This window comes from Yinghuangia seranimata, assembly GCF_029953285.1.
Taxonomy (GTDB): Bacteria; Actinomycetota; Actinomycetes; order Streptomycetales; family Streptomycetaceae; genus Yinghuangia; species Yinghuangia seranimata.
The window spans coordinates 82117-96376 of record NZ_JASAOI010000037.1; the positions used below are offsets into that span (position 1 = coordinate 82117).

Annotated in this window: 17 protein-coding genes and 1 pseudogene; 11 read left to right on the forward strand and 7 right to left on the reverse strand. The window is 72.1% G+C overall.

Annotated elements, in window-relative coordinates:
* Positions 1 to 25: 25 nt before the first annotated feature.
* From QI554_RS23150 to QI554_RS23160, 3 genes are all read left to right on the forward strand, one after another.
* Positions 26 to 631, forward strand: a complete 606-nt coding sequence (locus QI554_RS23150) for a TetR/AcrR family transcriptional regulator (protein ID WP_281472120.1) — start codon at positions 26 to 28, stop codon at positions 629 to 631.
* Positions 632 to 707: 76 nt separating this feature from the next.
* Positions 708 to 1826: a hypothetical protein gene (locus QI554_RS23155; RefSeq protein ID WP_281472121.1), complete on the forward strand. Its 1119-nt coding sequence runs from the start codon at positions 708 to 710 to the stop codon at positions 1824 to 1826.
* Positions 1827 to 1949: 123 nt separating this feature from the next.
* Complete coding sequence (locus tag QI554_RS23160; protein WP_281472122.1) at positions 1950 to 2153, forward strand: hypothetical protein; 204 nt, start codon at positions 1950 to 1952, stop codon at positions 2151 to 2153.
* A 105-nt stretch (positions 2154 to 2258) separates the two neighbouring features.
* On the opposite strand, the gene QI554_RS23165 is transcribed toward QI554_RS23160, so the two are convergent.
* Positions 2259 to 2843: a helix-turn-helix domain-containing protein gene (locus tag QI554_RS23165; protein ID WP_281472123.1), complete on the reverse strand. Its 585-nt coding sequence runs from the start codon at positions 2841 to 2843 to the stop codon at positions 2259 to 2261.
* Between the two features lie 211 nt (positions 2844 to 3054).
* Between QI554_RS23165 and QI554_RS23170 the strand changes: the two genes are divergently transcribed.
* The 3 genes from QI554_RS23170 to speB all read left to right on the forward strand — a co-directional run bounded on the left by QI554_RS23170 (position 3055) and on the right by speB (position 6378).
* Positions 3055 to 3990 carry a carbon-nitrogen hydrolase family protein gene (locus tag QI554_RS23170; protein WP_281472124.1) on the forward strand — a complete coding sequence of 312 codons (936 nt, stop codon included), beginning with the start codon at positions 3055 to 3057 and terminating at the stop codon, positions 3988 to 3990.
* Positions 3987 to 5351 (forward strand): APC family permease, encoded by a 1365-nt coding sequence (locus tag QI554_RS23175; RefSeq protein WP_281472125.1) that lies wholly within the window; start codon positions 3987 to 3989, stop codon positions 5349 to 5351. The genes QI554_RS23170 and QI554_RS23175 overlap by 4 nt, the downstream gene beginning before the upstream one ends.
* Before the next feature lie 61 nt (positions 5352 to 5412).
* Positions 5413 to 6378, forward strand: a complete 966-nt coding sequence (gene speB / locus QI554_RS23180) for an agmatinase (RefSeq protein ID WP_281472126.1) — start codon at positions 5413 to 5415, stop codon at positions 6376 to 6378.
* A 116-nt stretch (positions 6379 to 6494) separates the two neighbouring features.
* Here the strand turns inward: speB and QI554_RS23185 are convergent.
* Positions 6495 to 7073 (reverse strand): annotated as a pseudogene (locus tag QI554_RS23185) (dihydrofolate reductase family protein); the annotation flags it as partial.
* 258 nt (positions 7074 to 7331) lie between these two features.
* Between QI554_RS23185 and QI554_RS23190 the strand changes: the two are divergent.
* Positions 7332 to 7553, forward strand: coding sequence for a hypothetical protein (locus QI554_RS23190; RefSeq protein ID WP_281472127.1), 222 nt, complete (start codon positions 7332 to 7334; stop codon positions 7551 to 7553).
* Between the two features lie 50 nt (positions 7554 to 7603).
* Here QI554_RS23190 and QI554_RS23195 read toward each other — a convergent pair whose 3' ends face one another.
* The gene (locus tag QI554_RS23195; RefSeq protein WP_281472128.1) at positions 7604 to 8272 is read right to left on the reverse strand and encodes an HD domain-containing protein; all 669 of its coding nucleotides are present in this window, start codon (positions 8270 to 8272) and stop codon (positions 7604 to 7606) included.
* Positions 8273 to 8482: 210 nt separating this feature from the next.
* Here QI554_RS23195 and QI554_RS23200 point away from each other — a divergent pair, with 210 nt between their 5' ends.
* Positions 8483 to 9589: a GlxA family transcriptional regulator gene (locus QI554_RS23200; protein ID WP_281472129.1), complete on the forward strand. Its 1107-nt coding sequence runs from the start codon at positions 8483 to 8485 to the stop codon at positions 9587 to 9589.
* Positions 9590 to 9871: 282 nt separating this feature from the next.
* Here the strand turns inward: QI554_RS23200 and QI554_RS23205 are convergent, their stop codons facing one another.
* Positions 9872 to 10102 carry a hypothetical protein gene (locus QI554_RS23205; RefSeq protein WP_281472130.1) on the reverse strand — a complete coding sequence of 77 codons (231 nt, stop codon included), beginning with the start codon at positions 10100 to 10102 and terminating at the stop codon, positions 9872 to 9874.
* A gap of 48 nt (positions 10103 to 10150) precedes the next feature.
* Between QI554_RS23205 and QI554_RS23210 the strand changes: the two genes are divergently transcribed.
* Positions 10151 to 10399: a hypothetical protein gene (locus QI554_RS23210; protein WP_281472131.1), complete on the forward strand. Its 249-nt coding sequence runs from the start codon at positions 10151 to 10153 to the stop codon at positions 10397 to 10399.
* A gap of 140 nt (positions 10400 to 10539) precedes the next feature.
* On the opposite strand, the gene QI554_RS23215 is transcribed toward QI554_RS23210, so the two are convergent.
* Complete coding sequence (locus tag QI554_RS23215; RefSeq protein WP_281472132.1) at positions 10540 to 11088, reverse strand: CGNR zinc finger domain-containing protein; 549 nt, start codon at positions 11086 to 11088, stop codon at positions 10540 to 10542.
* A gap of 118 nt (positions 11089 to 11206) precedes the next feature.
* On the opposite strand from QI554_RS23215, the gene QI554_RS23220 reads away from it, so the two are divergent.
* Entirely contained in the window at positions 11207 to 12070 is an 864-nt protein-coding gene (locus QI554_RS23220) for an NAD(P)-dependent oxidoreductase (protein ID WP_281472133.1), read from the forward strand.
* 204 nt (positions 12071 to 12274) lie between these two features.
* On the opposite strand, the gene QI554_RS23225 is transcribed toward QI554_RS23220, so the two are convergent.
* A complete protein-coding gene (locus QI554_RS23225; RefSeq protein WP_281472134.1) occupies positions 12275 to 12550 on the reverse strand; it encodes a hypothetical protein in 276 nt (91 codons plus the stop codon).
* A gap of 461 nt (positions 12551 to 13011) precedes the next feature.
* Between QI554_RS23225 and QI554_RS23230 the strand changes: the two genes are divergently transcribed.
* Positions 13012 to 13722: a tyrosine-protein phosphatase gene (locus QI554_RS23230; protein ID WP_281472135.1), complete on the forward strand. Its 711-nt coding sequence runs from the start codon at positions 13012 to 13014 to the stop codon at positions 13720 to 13722.
* A gap of 139 nt (positions 13723 to 13861) precedes the next feature.
* Here the strand turns inward: QI554_RS23230 and QI554_RS23235 are convergent, their stop codons facing one another.
* Positions 13862 to 14260 (reverse strand): VOC family protein, encoded by a 399-nt coding sequence (locus QI554_RS23235; RefSeq protein ID WP_281472136.1) that lies wholly within the window; start codon positions 14258 to 14260, stop codon positions 13862 to 13864.

Consider the following 14260-nt stretch of genomic DNA (forward strand, 5'->3'; position numbering starts at 1 on the left):
TGTACCACGAGAGGGAGTCCTGACCATGCCCGAGCGCGTCGACCACGAAGAACGCAGGCGGCAGATCGCCGAAGCCCTGCTGCGCATCGCCGACACCGACGGCCTCCAGTCGGCCAGCATGCGCGCCGTCGCCGCCGAAGCCGGGGTCTCCCTGCGGCTGGTGCAGTACTACTTCACGACCAAACAGGCCCTGCTCCTGGACGCGCTCGCCCGCCTCGGCGGCCAGCTGCAAGCCCGCATGGACGCCTGGATCCGCGCCGCCGGCACCCCGCCCACACCGCGCAGCATCGTGACCGCGATCCTCTCCTGCGTCCTGCCGACCGACGCGGAAAGCCGACGCATCACCCGCACGTACGCCGCCTACTACACACTCGTCCTCAGCGACCCCGAGGTACTGGCGCAGCACGGCACGGCCCAGCCCGACCTGCTCGAGGGGTTCCTGGCAAAGCAACTGCGCGCCGCCCAAGAGGCGGGCCGGATCAGCCCTCGCCGGGACCCGGCGATCGCCGCCGCCGGACTGCTCGCCATGGTCAACGGCCTCGGCTCGAGCGTCCTGGGCGGCCAACGCACGGGCGAGCAGGCGCTGGCGATCCTCGACCGCCACCTGGACGAACTGTTCGACACGGTCTGACCGCCCGGCGGCTCGTCGGCGCTCACCGCACGTCCCGTCGCTGATCAGGCCGCCTTTCCCCGTAGGGTGAACGCTCGTGGAACCTACGACCGAGCAGGTGCGTCCCTGCGCCCACTGCGCGCGCCCCGTCCCGCAGAAGCCCGGCGCCGGACGGCCGTTCCGGTACTGCCAGGACAACGACGGCGCGTGCCTGAAGGCGGCCCGCAACTCCCGCCAGCGCCAGCGGTACGCGCCGGGCCTGCCCGGACAGGTGGCCCGCACGTGGGAGATGGTCGAGCGGATGGAGCAGCTCGCCGACGCCCTCGCCGACGCGCTGTCCGGCGAGCTCAGCGCCGCCGGGGTGGAACGCCACATCGCCGAGGTACGGGCAGAGGCCGCGGGGCAGATCGCCGCCGCCCACACCGGACGCGAGGCCGCGCGCGAAGCCCAGGAGGCCGCCCACGCGGAAGCCGAGGCGGCACGCGCCGAACGGGACCTGGCGCGCGCCGAGGCCACCGAGGCCACCGAACTCGCGGCCGCCGCCCGCGCCGAGGCCGACGCGGCGGCCACCGCCCGCGACGGCGCCCTCCTCGAGGCCGACCGGGCCGCCGAGGCCGCCGAAGCGGCACGCGCCGAACGCGACCTCGCCCAGGCCCGGGCCCAGACCGACCGCGACGCGCGCGACGCCGCCGAAGGCCATGCCGCCGCCGCCCGCGACGCCGCCGCCCACGCCACGGCCAAGGCCGACGCGGCGGAGCAGGCCCGGGTGTCCGCCCAGCAGTCCGCCGACACCGCCCGCGCCCAGGCCGAACAGGCCACCGCCGACCGCGACCAGGCCCGAGCGGCCGCCGAACGCGCCGAGGCTGCACGCCACTCCGCCGAACGCGCCGAAGCCGCCGCGGAAGAACGCGCGGCCACCGCGGAACGCGCCCGCACCGACGCCGAACAGGCCCGCGAGACGGCCGAATCGGCATCCGCCCAAGCCCACGCAGACGCCGCCCGGGCGACCGCCGACGCCGACCGAGCCCGCACCGAGACCACCGAGGCCCGCGCCGAACTGACCGCACTCCACGCCCGCCTCACCGCGGCCGAACAGGCCCGCGACGAAGCGGCCGCCGAGGTCACCCGGTCCCGCGCCCGCATCGAACAGCTGACGGACCAGCTGATCGCCCTCACGGCAGGCCTGACCCGCTCGGCGGACCCGACGAAGGGCTGACGAACCGCCTCGCGGACGCCGGGCCGAGGCGAGGCGAGGCCGACCTGGGACCGCAGCCCCGGAGACCGGGAGCGCGTGGGCGCGCCGTCGTGGTCCGAGCCAGAACGGGTCGAGGTACCACCAGTGGGGGACTTCAGCGCGGGCGTTCGCCTCGGTATCCCCGGCGACCCCGAGTCGAGGTCCGCGACCGGGCACACCATCGTCCGCATCGGCGACGTCCTGGCGGCGTTCCGGCACTTCGACCCGCTGGGCCAGACCCCGACGATGGCCGCCGACGACCTGGTCACCGCCCAGATCGCCCGTATCCGCGCCGCCCTGGGCCCGTAGGGCGCGGGGAGGCCGTCGGCCGGAGCTTGGAACCTGCGGAACCGGAGGCCGCGGCCGGGCCGGGCCCGGTGTGGGGCGTCCGCAGGCCGTCGACACGCCCAGCGGTCAGTTCGATCCGCTCCAGGCGGCGGGGGTGATGACCCACAGGACCTCGGCGGTCTCTTCGCCTGTGTTGCGCCAGGTGTGGGGTTCGCGTCCGGGGAAGGTCAGGGTGGCGCCGGGGCCGAGGGCGACCTCGTGGGTGGCGAACACCACGGTGATCCGCCCGGTGACGACGTGGATGACCTCGACCTCGCAGTTGATGGTGTAGAGCTGCCGGCCGCCGTCCGCGCCGGGTTCCAGGGTGGAGCGCAGGACCTGCACTTTCGCCTGGGCCCGGGGGGTGACCAGGCGTTCCACGGCGCCTGTGCCGCCCATGTTGATGAGTGGCGCGTCGGCGAGCTCCACGGTCGCGCTCGGGGCCTCCTCGAACAGCGAGCCGATCGGTAGCGACAGCGCCTGGCACAGCGTGACCAGCGTGGCGACGCTCGGCGAGGTCTCGTCCCGCTCCACCTTGCTGATGAAGCCCTTGCTGAGCCGGGTCGCGGCGGCCACCTGCTCGACGGTCATCCCCTGGGCCAGGCGGCTGCCGCGCAGCTTGGCACCGATCCGGACCGGCGCGTCCGACGCCTGCGGGCTGACCGGTCTCATCGTGCCTCCACCTCGATCCGTGACTCCACGCACATCTTGACAGAGGCCACCGCCAGCCAAATACTTGCCGACGCGTTTCCTCATAGAAATCAGATGATTCCTATAAGGAAACTTCGTGAGGTCCCTCCCGCCCCGTCCCACGACCCTCACCTCCCATCGCCGCCGCGCCCGCACCATCCCGCGGCGGCCGTGGAGCAAGGAGCCACGCCCCATGAGCCGACATCTGCGACTGGCCCTCGTCCAAGCGGCGGCCGAGTCGTTCGACGACTTCGCGGCCGGTCTGCGCCTACGCATGAAGTCCCCCAACGCGGCGGAACTCGTCGTCTACCCCGAGCTGCACCTCTGCTCGCTCGGGGCCGAGACCATGACCGAGGACGAGTACTACGCCGAGTACGCCGAACCCCTCGACGGTCCGCGCGGCCGCGCGCTCGCCGGACTCGCCCGCGAGCTCGGCGTCTGGCTTATCCCCGGGACCGTCCTCGAACGCGACACCGACGGACGCGTGTTCAACACCGCCGTCGTGTACGACCCGGACGGCCGCCTGGTCGCCCGCTACCGCAAGATCTTCACCTGGCGCCCGTACGAACCCATGTGCGTGGGACGCGAGTTCGTCGTCTTCGACATGCCCGGAACCGGTCGGATAGGCCTGTCGATCTGCTACGACGCCTGGTACCCCGAGGTCACCCGGCACCTCGCCTGGATGGGCGCCGAACTGGTCGTCAACGTCGTGCAGACCTCGACGTCAGGACGCGCCCAGGAGATCCCGGTCAACCAGGCCAACGCGATCGTCAACCAGGTGTGGGTCGCCAGCGTCAACGGCGCCTCCCCGACCGCGGTCGGCAAGAGCCTGCTGGTCGACCCGGAAGGCGGCATCCGCGTCGCCGCGGCGGGCACCGAGGAGACCACCCTGCTCAGCGTCGTCGACTTCGACCAGGTCGCCGCGGCGCGCAAGTTCGGGACCGGCGGCGACTCCTGGCCCTGGGACCACTTCCGAGAAGGCGACAGCCCCCTCGAACTCCCGCTCTACAACGGCCACATCGACCCGGCCACCTGGCGCCCGGCCATCTCCCCCGAGACCCCCGCCGACCTGCGTCCGGCCGCCCCCGCCGTCTTCCGGCGCCCCGCCGCCGAGGCGGCGGGCGAATGAGCGACGCACCGGGCAGACTCACGCCCACCCTGTCGCTGTTCTCGGTCGTCGCCTTCGGCATCGCCTACATGGCGCCCAGCATGGTGATGGCCATCTTCGGCATCATCGCCGCCGACAGCGACGGCGCCGCCCCGACCGCGTTCCTCCTCGCCACCTGCGCCATCTGCCTGACCGCGCTCAGCTACGCGAAGATGGCCCGGCACTACCCCGCCTCCGGTTCCGCGTACGTCTACTCGCGACGGCTGCTCGGTTCCCCCGTCGGGTTCCTCGTCGGATGGAGCGTCCTCCTGGACTACCTCTTCCTGCCGATGGTGGCCTGGCTATTGCAATCGGTATATCTGAACGCCCAGTTCCCCTCGGTACCGGTCTGGGCGTGGATGCTCGTCAACGCCGTGCTGACCACCGCGGTCAACATCGTCGGTGTCGCGCTCTCCGACCGCGTCAACAAGCTCCTCACCGGGCTGGCGGTCTTCCTGGTCCTGCTGTTCGCCGCGTACTGCGTCGTCCACCTCGCCGAGCACCACCCGGCGTCCTACACCGCCCCGGTGTGGAACGCGGACAGCGGCATCACTGGTATCACGGCCGCCGCAGCCGTCGCCGCGTACTCGTACCTCGGCTTCGACGCGGTCACCACGCTGTCGGAGGAGACGCGCGACGCCGAACGCACCATCCCGCGGGCCGTGGTGCTGGTCGTCGCGCTCGGCGGCATCCTGTTCACCGCGGTCGCCTACATCATGCAACTCGTACACCCCGGGGGCGCGTTCGACGACCCCGAGGTCGCCGCCTACACGATGTCCGTCGACGTCGGCGGCCAGACCTTCGCGGACTGGACGAACATCGCCGGCATCATCGGCGGCTTCGCGTCCGGCCTCGCCGTGCAACTGAGCTCCAGCCGACTGCTGTTCACCATGGGCCGCGACGGCGTGCTGCCGAAGCGGATCTTCGGCACGCTCCACCCGGCGACCCGAACACCGGTCTACAGCCTCCTGGCCACCGGCGCGATGTGCCTGGTCGGGCTGAAACTCTCGCTCGCCACCGCGACCTCCTTCATCAACTTCGGCGCGTTCGCGGCCTTCACCGTCGTCAACTTCTGCGTCATCGCCTACTACATCCGGCACCGGCACATCGAGCGCGTCCCCGTACTCGGGTACGTCGTGCTGCCCGCCCTCGGCGCCTGCGTCACCGCGTACATGCTCACCCGCCTCAGCCCGCTCGCGCTCACGATCGGCTCGTGCTGGCTGGCGGCCGGGGTGGCGTACCTGATCTGGATGACCCGCGGATTCCGGCGGCCCACACCGGAGTTGAGCATGGACGACGCACACAGCCGACCCGCCGACGTCACGCCGGCCCCGGCGGCCTGACACCTCGCACACCCGTCCCGGGGCGCGGCAGCGCCCCGGGACCGACCCGGAAAGCCCCCTCATGAGCAACCCCCGCGGCCCCGTCGACTCCTCCCGCATCCCGCGCTACGCCGGACCCGCCACGTTCGCCCGGCTGCCGCGCCTGGACGAGGTGCCCCGCGCCGATGTCGCGGTGGTCGGCGTCCCCTTCGACACCGGGGTCTCCTTCCGCCCCGGCGCGCGTTTCGCCCCGACCGCGGTCCGCGAGGCGTCGCGGCTGCTGCGGCCGTACCACCCCGCGTTGGACGTGCACCCGTTCGGCACGCAGCAGGTCGCGGACGCCGGCGACATCGCGGTGAACCCCTTCGACATCAACGAGGCGATCGAGACCATCGAGCACGAGGCCGGCGAACTCCTCGCGGCCGCCGGCAGCCTGGTGACCATCGGCGGGGACCACACCATCGCACTGCCGCTGCTGCGCGCGGTCGCCAAGCGGCACGGCCCGGTCGCGGTCCTGCACTTCGACGCCCACCTCGACACCTGGGACACCTATTTCGGCGCCGAGTACACCCACGGCACGCCCTTCCGCCGCGCCGTAGAGGATGGCGTCGTCGACACCGAAGCACTCAGCCACGTCGGCACCCGCGGGCCGCTGTACGGCAAGCGCGACCTCGACGAGGACCGCCGGCTCGGCTTCGGCATCGTCACCTCCTCGGATGTGATGCGGCGCGGCATCGACGAGACCGTGGACGCGCTCCGCGCCCGGATCGGCAACCGCCCGCTGTACGTCTCCATCGACATCGACGTCCTCGACCCCGCGCACGCACCCGGGACCGGAACCCCCGAAGCCGGCGGCATGACCTCCCGCGAACTCCTCGAAATCCTGCGCGGCCTGGCCGGCCTCAACCTCGTCGGCGGCGACGTCGTCGAGGTCGCCCCCGCCTACGACCACGCCGACATCACCTCCATCGCCGCCTCGCACGTCGCCTACGACCTGGTCAGCCTCCTGGCCCTGGCCGGCGACGACAACGGAGCGGTGTCTCCGTGACCGTGCGGCTTCATGATCGCGGTGCCGTGTCCTGAGGGGCCGCGGAGGTCGTCGAGGGCGCCGGCCCCGGGGACGGCCGGGGGCCTCGACGGGGGGCGCGCGGGCCTGGGGACGGCGCGGTACGTCGCCACGTGCACGCCCGCCTCGCTGATCACCGTGGACACCAGCTCGAGCGTCCGCAGGCCGCCGTCCTCGGGGAAGATCGACTTACCGCCGCCGACCAGCACCGGCATGACCATCAGGCGGAGTTCGTCGACCAGCCCCGCGCTGAGCAGCGTCCGGACCAGCGACGGGCTGCCCATGATCACCAGGTCGCCGCCCTCGGTATCCCGCAGCTCGCGGACGCGTGCGGCGGCGGCCTCGACCGGGATCCGCTCCTTCGTGTTCCACGGCAGGTCGGCGTCGCCGAGCGTGTCGGAGACGACGTACTTCGGGAGCTCGTTCATCCGGTCCGCGAACGGGTCGCCCGCCCGCTCCGGCCACGCCCCCGCCATGTTCTCCCAGGTGCGCCGGCCGTACAGCAGGGCGTCCGCCTTGGAGACGGCGTCGGCGAACGCGCCGCCGACGACCTCGGGGTCGAAGAACGGGTGCGTCCAGCCGCCGTTCGCGAATCCGCCGTCGCGGTCCTCGTCCGGACCACCCGGCGCCTGCACGACGCCGTCCAGGCTGATGAACTCGCTGACCACTACGCGCATCGGAATGTGCTCCTCGGGTGTCTTTCGCGTGCGTTACGGCAATAGAGACCGCCGCGCCGCCCCGGACTCATCGGTCCCGGAGCGGCCCCGACCATGACGTGGATCACAGCCGGTACCCGCTCCGGCCGGGGCGCTTTCACGCCACGGCTCGGGCGGTGACGCCAGCATCGCGGGAACGGCGTCGCGAAACAATCACCGGTCACGACACGACGAGCCCCCGCGACGACGCGCCCGTCGACACGGCCTAAGGTCGACCCCATGCACCAGGACACGCCGCCCGCGCCCGACGGCGACGACACCGCCTACTGCGCCCCCGCCGCGCCGCGCCCCGAACCCGCCACCGCGGACGAGGCCGGGGCGCCGTATGCCGACTGTGTCCGGTGCGGCAAGCCCACCGAGTACCCGGCCTCCCGGCCCGGTGCCACGCTGTGCCCGGTCTGCGAGTGGCAGGACGACCAGCGGGGCGCCTGCTCGGGCTGACGCGTCCTCGGCCTTTGGGGCGCACGCTCGCGGGGGACGTCGCGCGCCGCTCACTCCGGCCAGCCCGACCCCTCGATCACGTCCACGAAATCGCCCCGCACGAAGCCCGGGACGAACCGCTGCAACACGTCCGCCTTCACGTTCCCGAACGTCGTCTGCGGACGGTGGGCGATGCCGTCCGTGAACGCCGCCAGGATGCGCCGCTTGAAGTCCGGACGCGGGTGCGCGGCGACGACCGCGGCACGCACCTCGGCGGGCAGGTCCGCGTAGCCGATGCCCAGCACGTCCAGCTCGACGCCGGCCGTGACCAGCGCGACCTCGGGGCGCATGCCGTACGGGATCTCCGGCGTCGTGTGCAGCGCGATCGCCTCCCACACCAGCCGCACCGACTCCTCGGGCACGCCGTGGCCGCGCAGGAACGTCGCCGCCTCCTCGGCGCCGTCGATCTCGAAACGGCGGTGTGTGGTCCGGTAGGGGTCGACGAGGCCGAGGTCGTGGAACATCGCTCCGACGTACAGGAGTTCGGGATCGAATGCCAGTTCCCGTCGGGCACCCTGCCAGGCACCGAACAGGTAGACGCGGCGCGAGTGATGGAACAGGAGTTCGCCCGCGACGTCGTGCACCAGTTCGGTGGCCTCGGCGGCGAGACGGCTGTCCGGCACCTTGATGCCGCCCACCTCGGACGGAACGGACGGGACGGAGGAGGAGGTCGTCGACATGGCAGGCTCCCGGGTTGCCGGTGAACGGGCCGACCGGGGCGAACACCTCGTCCCCGGTTGGCGGAACACCCCTAGCCTCGCCTCCGGCACCCCGTCGGCACGATGACCGTACGGCCATGCATCCCTCGGATCCGGACACGGGTCGCGATCGCTACGTGCGAGCCGGGGCCGCCGCCCGGCCACCGCCACAGCGCGCACTACGGTGACGGGATGCCCGCCCCGGAACGACCCGACCGCACGACGCGACCCGGCCCCGCCGGCCGCACACGCCCTGTCGAAGGCGCAGCCGCAACGCCCGCCGCAGGCACCCGCGGCCGCGCCGACCGCCACATCGTCTTCCTGGCCTTCCCCGGCGTCCGCCAGCTCGACATCACCGGCCCCCTCGAGGTCTTCGCCACCGCACGCGCGCTCGGCGCCCCGTACCGCTGGACGGTCTGCTCGCCCGACGGAGCCGACGTCCTCACGCCGTCCGGACGCCTCGCCGTCGACACCCCCGCCGACCCGTCGGCCCTCGAGGCGTACGGACCCGTCGACACCGTTGTCGTCCCCGGCTCCGCCGACCTGCCCTCAGGCCCGCCCCCCGACGGCCTGCTGCCCGCCCTGCACGCGCTCACCACCGACGCGCCCCGCCCGCCGCGCCGCGTCGCGTCCGTCTGCACCGGCGCGTTCGCCCTCGCCGCCGCCGGACTGCTCGACCACCGACGCGCCACCACCCACTGGCGGCACGCAGCGGCCCTCGCCCGCCGCCACCCGCTGGTCCGCGTCGAACCCGACGCCATCCACGTACGCGACGGCCACCTGCTCACCTCCGCCGGCGTCACCGCGGGCATCGACCTCGCCCTCGCCATGCTCGAAGCCGACACCGGCCCCGACCTGGCCCGCGAAGTCGCCCGCGACCTCGTCGTGTTCATGCAACGCCCCGGCGGCCAGTCGCAGTTCTCCACCGCGCTGCGCACCCCTCCGCCGCGCCACGACCTGCTGCGCGGCGTCGTCGACGCGGTCACCGCCGACCCCGCAGCCGACCACTCCGCCACGGCCCTCGCCGCCCGCGCGGGCCTCAGCGTCCGGCACCTGACCCGCCTGTTCCACGACCAACTCGGCACAACCCCGGCCGCCTACGTGGAAGCCGCCCGCATCGAGGCCGCCCAGGCCCTGCTGGCATCCGGCGACACCGTCACCGGCGCGGCCCGACGCAGCGGGTTCGGCAGCGACGAGTCCATGCGACGGGCGTTCGCCCGCAGGCTGGGAGTGACCCCGTCGGCCTACCGAACCCGATTCCGCACAACGACGGGCAGCCCGACGGGGGAGGAGGCCTGACGCGGGCCGAGCACCCATGTCGACGTCGCGCGGCGCCAGATCGACTGGTGGAGCCCGTATCCCGCCTCGCACCCCACGACCGGAGAGGCGGCGCTCTCTGGCCCGGCTGGATGGTGAGCGGCCACGGCGACCCGTGGGACGAACCTGTCCGGCTCGCCCGCGTGCGCTTCACGCCTCCGCCCGAAGCCCCCAAGCGGCTGCACCACCGCGAAGCGTCCTCGCGGGGCCGACGGGCCGACTACTCCGAGCCGGACCCGTCGACCCGTACTTGCCCAGCGACCGTCATCCGCTGAGTAGGTCGTCGACGACGACGGGGACCAAGTCGTTCTGTGCGGAGCTGGGCTGCATGTTCATATTGAAGTTCGTGCTGCTGTCCCCCGACCCGGTGTGAATCTCGTCGACGGCTTGCCGGATGCCTGCGTTGTCGCTGGTACCGGCGAAGGCGGGCGCGGCGCCGGCCAGGACGGCCGCCGCCGCGAGGGCGGCGGGGAAGACTGCCTTGGGGATCCTCATGACCCCGACAACGACAACGGCATCCATTGGTTGCGCCCCACCCCTTCCGTGCCCCACAAACGCGCCGGCGGTCAGAGCTACCGTCAGGTCCTCGCGGCCACCGACGAGTTCCTCCACGACCTGGCCGCGCGCCGGGACGGCAGCCGGATCCTGGTGATCGTCCACTCGGCCAACCGATGGGCCCTGGAATGCCTGCTCGCCCGCGCCTCACTGGAAGACCTCGTCGCAGCCCCACCCGCGTGGCGCCCGGGCTGGAACTACACGCTCCCCACCGGCTGGACCGCCTCGACCCGGTGAACCGTCCCGGTCACCGCACCAGGTGTTGCGGGCCGTGAGGTTGTCGACGGGGTGCTGGTGGAGTCCGCAGCTGTCAACCCGCCTGTGACTTGAGCGCGAGGCAGTAGCGGACAGCTCGGGGAGCGGCTGCCTGGCGTCGGCTACTTGTTGGCGAGTCGGGCCTTCTTGACCCTGTTGCCGCAGGTGTTCATCGAGCACCAGCGGCGGTTCGCCCCGCGGCTGGTGTCGAGGAACAAGCCCGCGCAGCCGGGGCCTTCGCATGCCCTGATCCGGTCGCGCTCGGGGCCTCCGAGTACGTGTATGGCGTCGGCGGCGAGCACGCCGAGCGCATCCCGTACCGGTGCCTGCTCGCCGAGGTGCCACACCGCGAGCCCGTTCTCGAGCGCGAGCCTGGGCTGTCCGGCGGTCGCGGCCCCGTTCAATATCGCCACGTCACCCGGATCGGGTCGCCGGGCGGTAGTGACGGCCAGACCGGCACGGTAGATCGCTTCCCTCAGGCTGAGCGCGTCCTGAAGCTCGGCGGGTGAGACGTCGGGGACGCCGAGCTCCGCGGCATGCAGCCAGAGCTTCAGCCGGCCGCCGCTGGAGAGCCGCTCCCGGGGCGCCGCGCCGGCCCGGTCGCTCAGCGTGGCGGTGAAGCGGAACGCCAGCACCTCGTTGTCCAGCCGGAACAGTTGACGGCCCTCCACGGTCACCACCTTCCGCACCACCAGAGACCGCTACCTGAACCAGCTTAACCGGTTCGACACAGGCATCGACCCGCGCCACAATGGAACCGTCTTAGGCGGTTCATGTGGAGGTTGGGCGATGGGCGAGGTTGCTGTCATCGGACTGGGCGGGATGGGGCGGGCGATCGCGCGCAATCTCGTGCGGGCAGGCCACGAGACCGTGGTGTGGAACCGCTCGGCGGGGCCTGCGGAAGAGCTCGCGCAAGCCGGTGCTCACCGCGTTGCATCTGTCGCGGAAGCCCTCCAGTGTCCGGTGGTGTTCTCGGTCCTTTCCGACGACGCATCCGTCGCGGAGGTCTTTCTCGACTCCGGCGTCCTCGGCCAGGCCCGACAGGCAACGGTCCACGTCAACGTCGCAACGGTGAGTGTCGGGCTGGCCCGCCGTGCCGCAGAGGCGCACGTCGCGCACGGGATCGGCTATGTCGCCGCCCCGGTGTTCGGCCGGGTCAGCGTCGCGGAGGCCGGTTCGCTGAACGTCCTCGCGGCAGGAGAGCCCGAACTCATCGACCGGGTCCAGCCGTTCTTCGACGTGATCGGATCCCGCACCTGGCGCCTAGGGGAGCTGCCCGAGCAGGCAAACATCGCCAAGATCCTGGGCAACTACCTGATCGCCTGCGCGATCCAGTCGCTCGGGGAGGCGGTCAGCGTCGCCTCCGCGGCCGGCACCGACCCGGGCCGGTTCGTCGAACTGCTGGCGTCGACGCTCTTCCCCGGACCCGTCTACTCCGGATACGGGTCGATGATCGCGCAGCGGACATACCAGCCGGCCGGATTCACCGCGGCACTCGGCCGCAAGGACCTCCACCTCGCCCTTGACGCAGCCGCCGGCCAAGCAGTCCCCTTGCCGTTCGGCGAACTGCTCAGGGACGTCTTCGACCGGACAATCGCCGACGGCCACGCAGCGGACGACTGGGCGGTGATCGCCGAACAGCAGCCGCGATGAACACCGCTGCCTGCACGGTCGCCGCTGTGCCGCTTGCGGGACCGTGCAGGCCGCCGCCGACGCCACCCGGCCCACCTTTCGACGGCGACGCAGGACGAACCGATCGAAGACGACGCCTGATCCACAGGCGATCCACGCGGACAGCGCGCCGGTCCGACTCAGTCCTCACACACCGCGCTGGGGCGCCGTCGTGTGGGCGGGCGGTCAGAGGATTTGAAGGACTTCACCCATAAGCCCGCCCAAACTTTGATTGTCGACACCGACGCCGATCGGAGGGGTGCCGAGCGGGCCGAGCGAGTCGAAGACCGAGCCCAAGACGCCCAAGTCGAGGTCCGAGGACACCTGGGACAGAACGTCCTCGGGGTCGATCTGCCTGGACGTGCTCGCGGGGGGTTCCCCGGCGAACGCGGCCGGCATGGCCGGCGAGGCCAGGACCGCGGTCGCCGCAATCACGGGGACGAGGACGTGTCGAAGGCGCATGGCCGGCTCCGTGCGACGGGGGACAGGACACCGCCACCGCTTCCCACCGCCGGGCCGCCGCACACCGACGACGCCCGTCCACCACCCGGACAGACGCGGCCCCGGCTGCATGCGGAGCCCGGTGGCGGCCAGGGCCGCCCGCGCCGACCAGCTCGGCGGCCCGCGCGTGGACGCGGCGCAGGACACGCTGTTCGCGCTGCACGACCTCGCGACCGTGCCGGTCGTCGCTGAGGCCACCCGCCGGTCGGCGGAGGAGCCGGTGGTGGCGCCCGGGTCGGGCAGGTGCGGGACGACGTCCGGGCCGCCTTCTGATTGCATTCCTGAGGCCGGCTGCGTCCGGTCGGGTAGGCGGTCGTCATGGACGCGGACGAGTCAGCGTCGGGACCTTGGTCGCCGAGACGGGGCGGCGGCAAGACTCGTGCTACCAGGTAGTGAACTCGGGGCGGGGGGCGAAGCGACTGATGGGCACGGTCGGTAGTAGGGAGCTTTCGTGGGATGGCTGCGTCAACATCCGGGACTTGGGCGGTTTGGGGAGGATGAGGCGAGGTGCGGTCGTGCGCATGGAGGCGCCGACACGCTTGAGCGCCCAGGGGTGGGCGGCCGCCTGGGCGTACGGGGTTCGAACCATCGTTGATCTGCGCCATCAGGACGAGTGCGAGCCGGATCTCGCGGAGAGACCGGCAGGGATCGCCCTCACCCGGGTGCCGCTCGACCCGGAGGCGGGTACTCCGTTCCACGAGCGCTGGTCGAAGATCGACAACCTGGCTTCTCCGCTCTACTTCCCGGCGCTGCTGGCGGAGCACCCGGAGACAATCGTGGCCGCCGTACGCGCGGTTGCCAACGCCGCGCCGGGATGTGTGGTGATCCACTGCGCGGGCGGCAAGGACCGCACGGGAATCCTGTCGCTGGTGTTGCTCACGCTGGCCGAAGCCGGGCCGGAGGAGATCATCGCGGACTATCTGCGGACGTTCGACTGCATGAAGCCTCGATTCGATGAACTCGGAGCACGCGATCAGCTCACCGCGGTCACCGAGACGCTGGCGAGCCACGGCACCTCGATCGAGGCTTCGCTCACCTCGACCATCACCTCGTTGGCGATGCCGGACTTCCTCCTCGAAAACGGCCTGAATAGCGACGAACTCAGCGCACTCCGCGCCCGCTTGACCGCCTGACACAGCCTGGATCGGGCTCCACCGCGGAGGATGCGCCGGGGCAGGGGCGCTCCAGCTCGCGGGCGCGCGTCACTCGGCGGCCGCGTTCACCGGGAGCCCTGGGATCTCAGGGCTCCCGCGTGAGCGGCTGTGCGTGGCGTCAGCGTGTGAACTTCTCGATGGCCGCCGGGGTGACGGGGGTGAAGAAGTTGACGAGATTGCCGTCGGGGTCACGGAACAGCAGCGACCGGTTGCCCCAGGGCATCGTGGTGGGCTCGGTGACGAAGTCGGTGACGAAGCCGGTCAGGTTCTCGTGGACGCGGTCCACGTCGTCGACGAGGAACTCGGTGATCACGCTGTGGTTGGCCGCCGGGCGGGCGGAGCCCGGGGCGAACAGCGGGACGGTGCGGGTGCTAGCGATCGCGAGGGTGGCGCCCGTGGTCCTGAGTTCGGCGAAGTCCTCGGTGGCCCACGTGGCCCGCGCCCCTGTGGCTCGCTCGTAGAACTCGACGAGGCGCGCCACGTCGCTGGTGATGATGCGGATCGAGACGAAGTCCAT

Excerpts from the sequence above, each read along its gene's own strand:
- QI554_RS23150 (WP_281472120.1), top strand. The coding sequence starts at position 26 with ATGCCCGAGCGCGTCGACCACGAAGAACGCAGGCGGCAGATCGCCGAA.
- QI554_RS23165 (WP_281472123.1), bottom strand. The coding sequence starts at position 2,843 with ATGAGACCGGTCAGCCCGCAGGCGTCGGACGCGCCGGTCCGGATCGGT.
- QI554_RS23170 (WP_281472124.1), top strand. The coding sequence starts at position 3,055 with ATGAGCCGACATCTGCGACTGGCCCTCGTCCAAGCGGCGGCCGAGTCG.
- QI554_RS23175 (WP_281472125.1), top strand. The coding sequence starts at position 3,987 with ATGAGCGACGCACCGGGCAGACTCACGCCCACCCTGTCGCTGTTCTCG.
- speB (WP_281472126.1), top strand. The coding sequence starts at position 5,413 with ATGAGCAACCCCCGCGGCCCCGTCGACTCCTCCCGCATCCCGCGCTAC.
- QI554_RS23190 (WP_281472127.1), top strand. The coding sequence starts at position 7,332 with ATGCACCAGGACACGCCGCCCGCGCCCGACGGCGACGACACCGCCTAC.
- QI554_RS23195 (WP_281472128.1), bottom strand. The coding sequence starts at position 8,272 with ATGTCGACGACCTCCTCCTCCGTCCCGTCCGTTCCGTCCGAGGTGGGC.
- QI554_RS23200 (WP_281472129.1), top strand. The coding sequence starts at position 8,483 with ATGCCCGCCCCGGAACGACCCGACCGCACGACGCGACCCGGCCCCGCC.
- QI554_RS23205 (WP_281472130.1), bottom strand. The coding sequence starts at position 10,102 with ATGAGGATCCCCAAGGCAGTCTTCCCCGCCGCCCTCGCGGCGGCGGCC.
- QI554_RS23220 (WP_281472133.1), top strand. The coding sequence starts at position 11,207 with ATGGGCGAGGTTGCTGTCATCGGACTGGGCGGGATGGGGCGGGCGATC.
- QI554_RS23225 (WP_281472134.1), bottom strand. The coding sequence starts at position 12,550 with ATGCGCCTTCGACACGTCCTCGTCCCCGTGATTGCGGCGACCGCGGTC.
- QI554_RS23230 (WP_281472135.1), top strand. The coding sequence starts at position 13,012 with ATGGGCACGGTCGGTAGTAGGGAGCTTTCGTGGGATGGCTGCGTCAAC.
- QI554_RS23235 (WP_281472136.1), bottom strand. The coding sequence starts at position 14,260 with ATGGACTTCGTCTCGATCCGCATCATCACCAGCGACGTGGCGCGCCTC.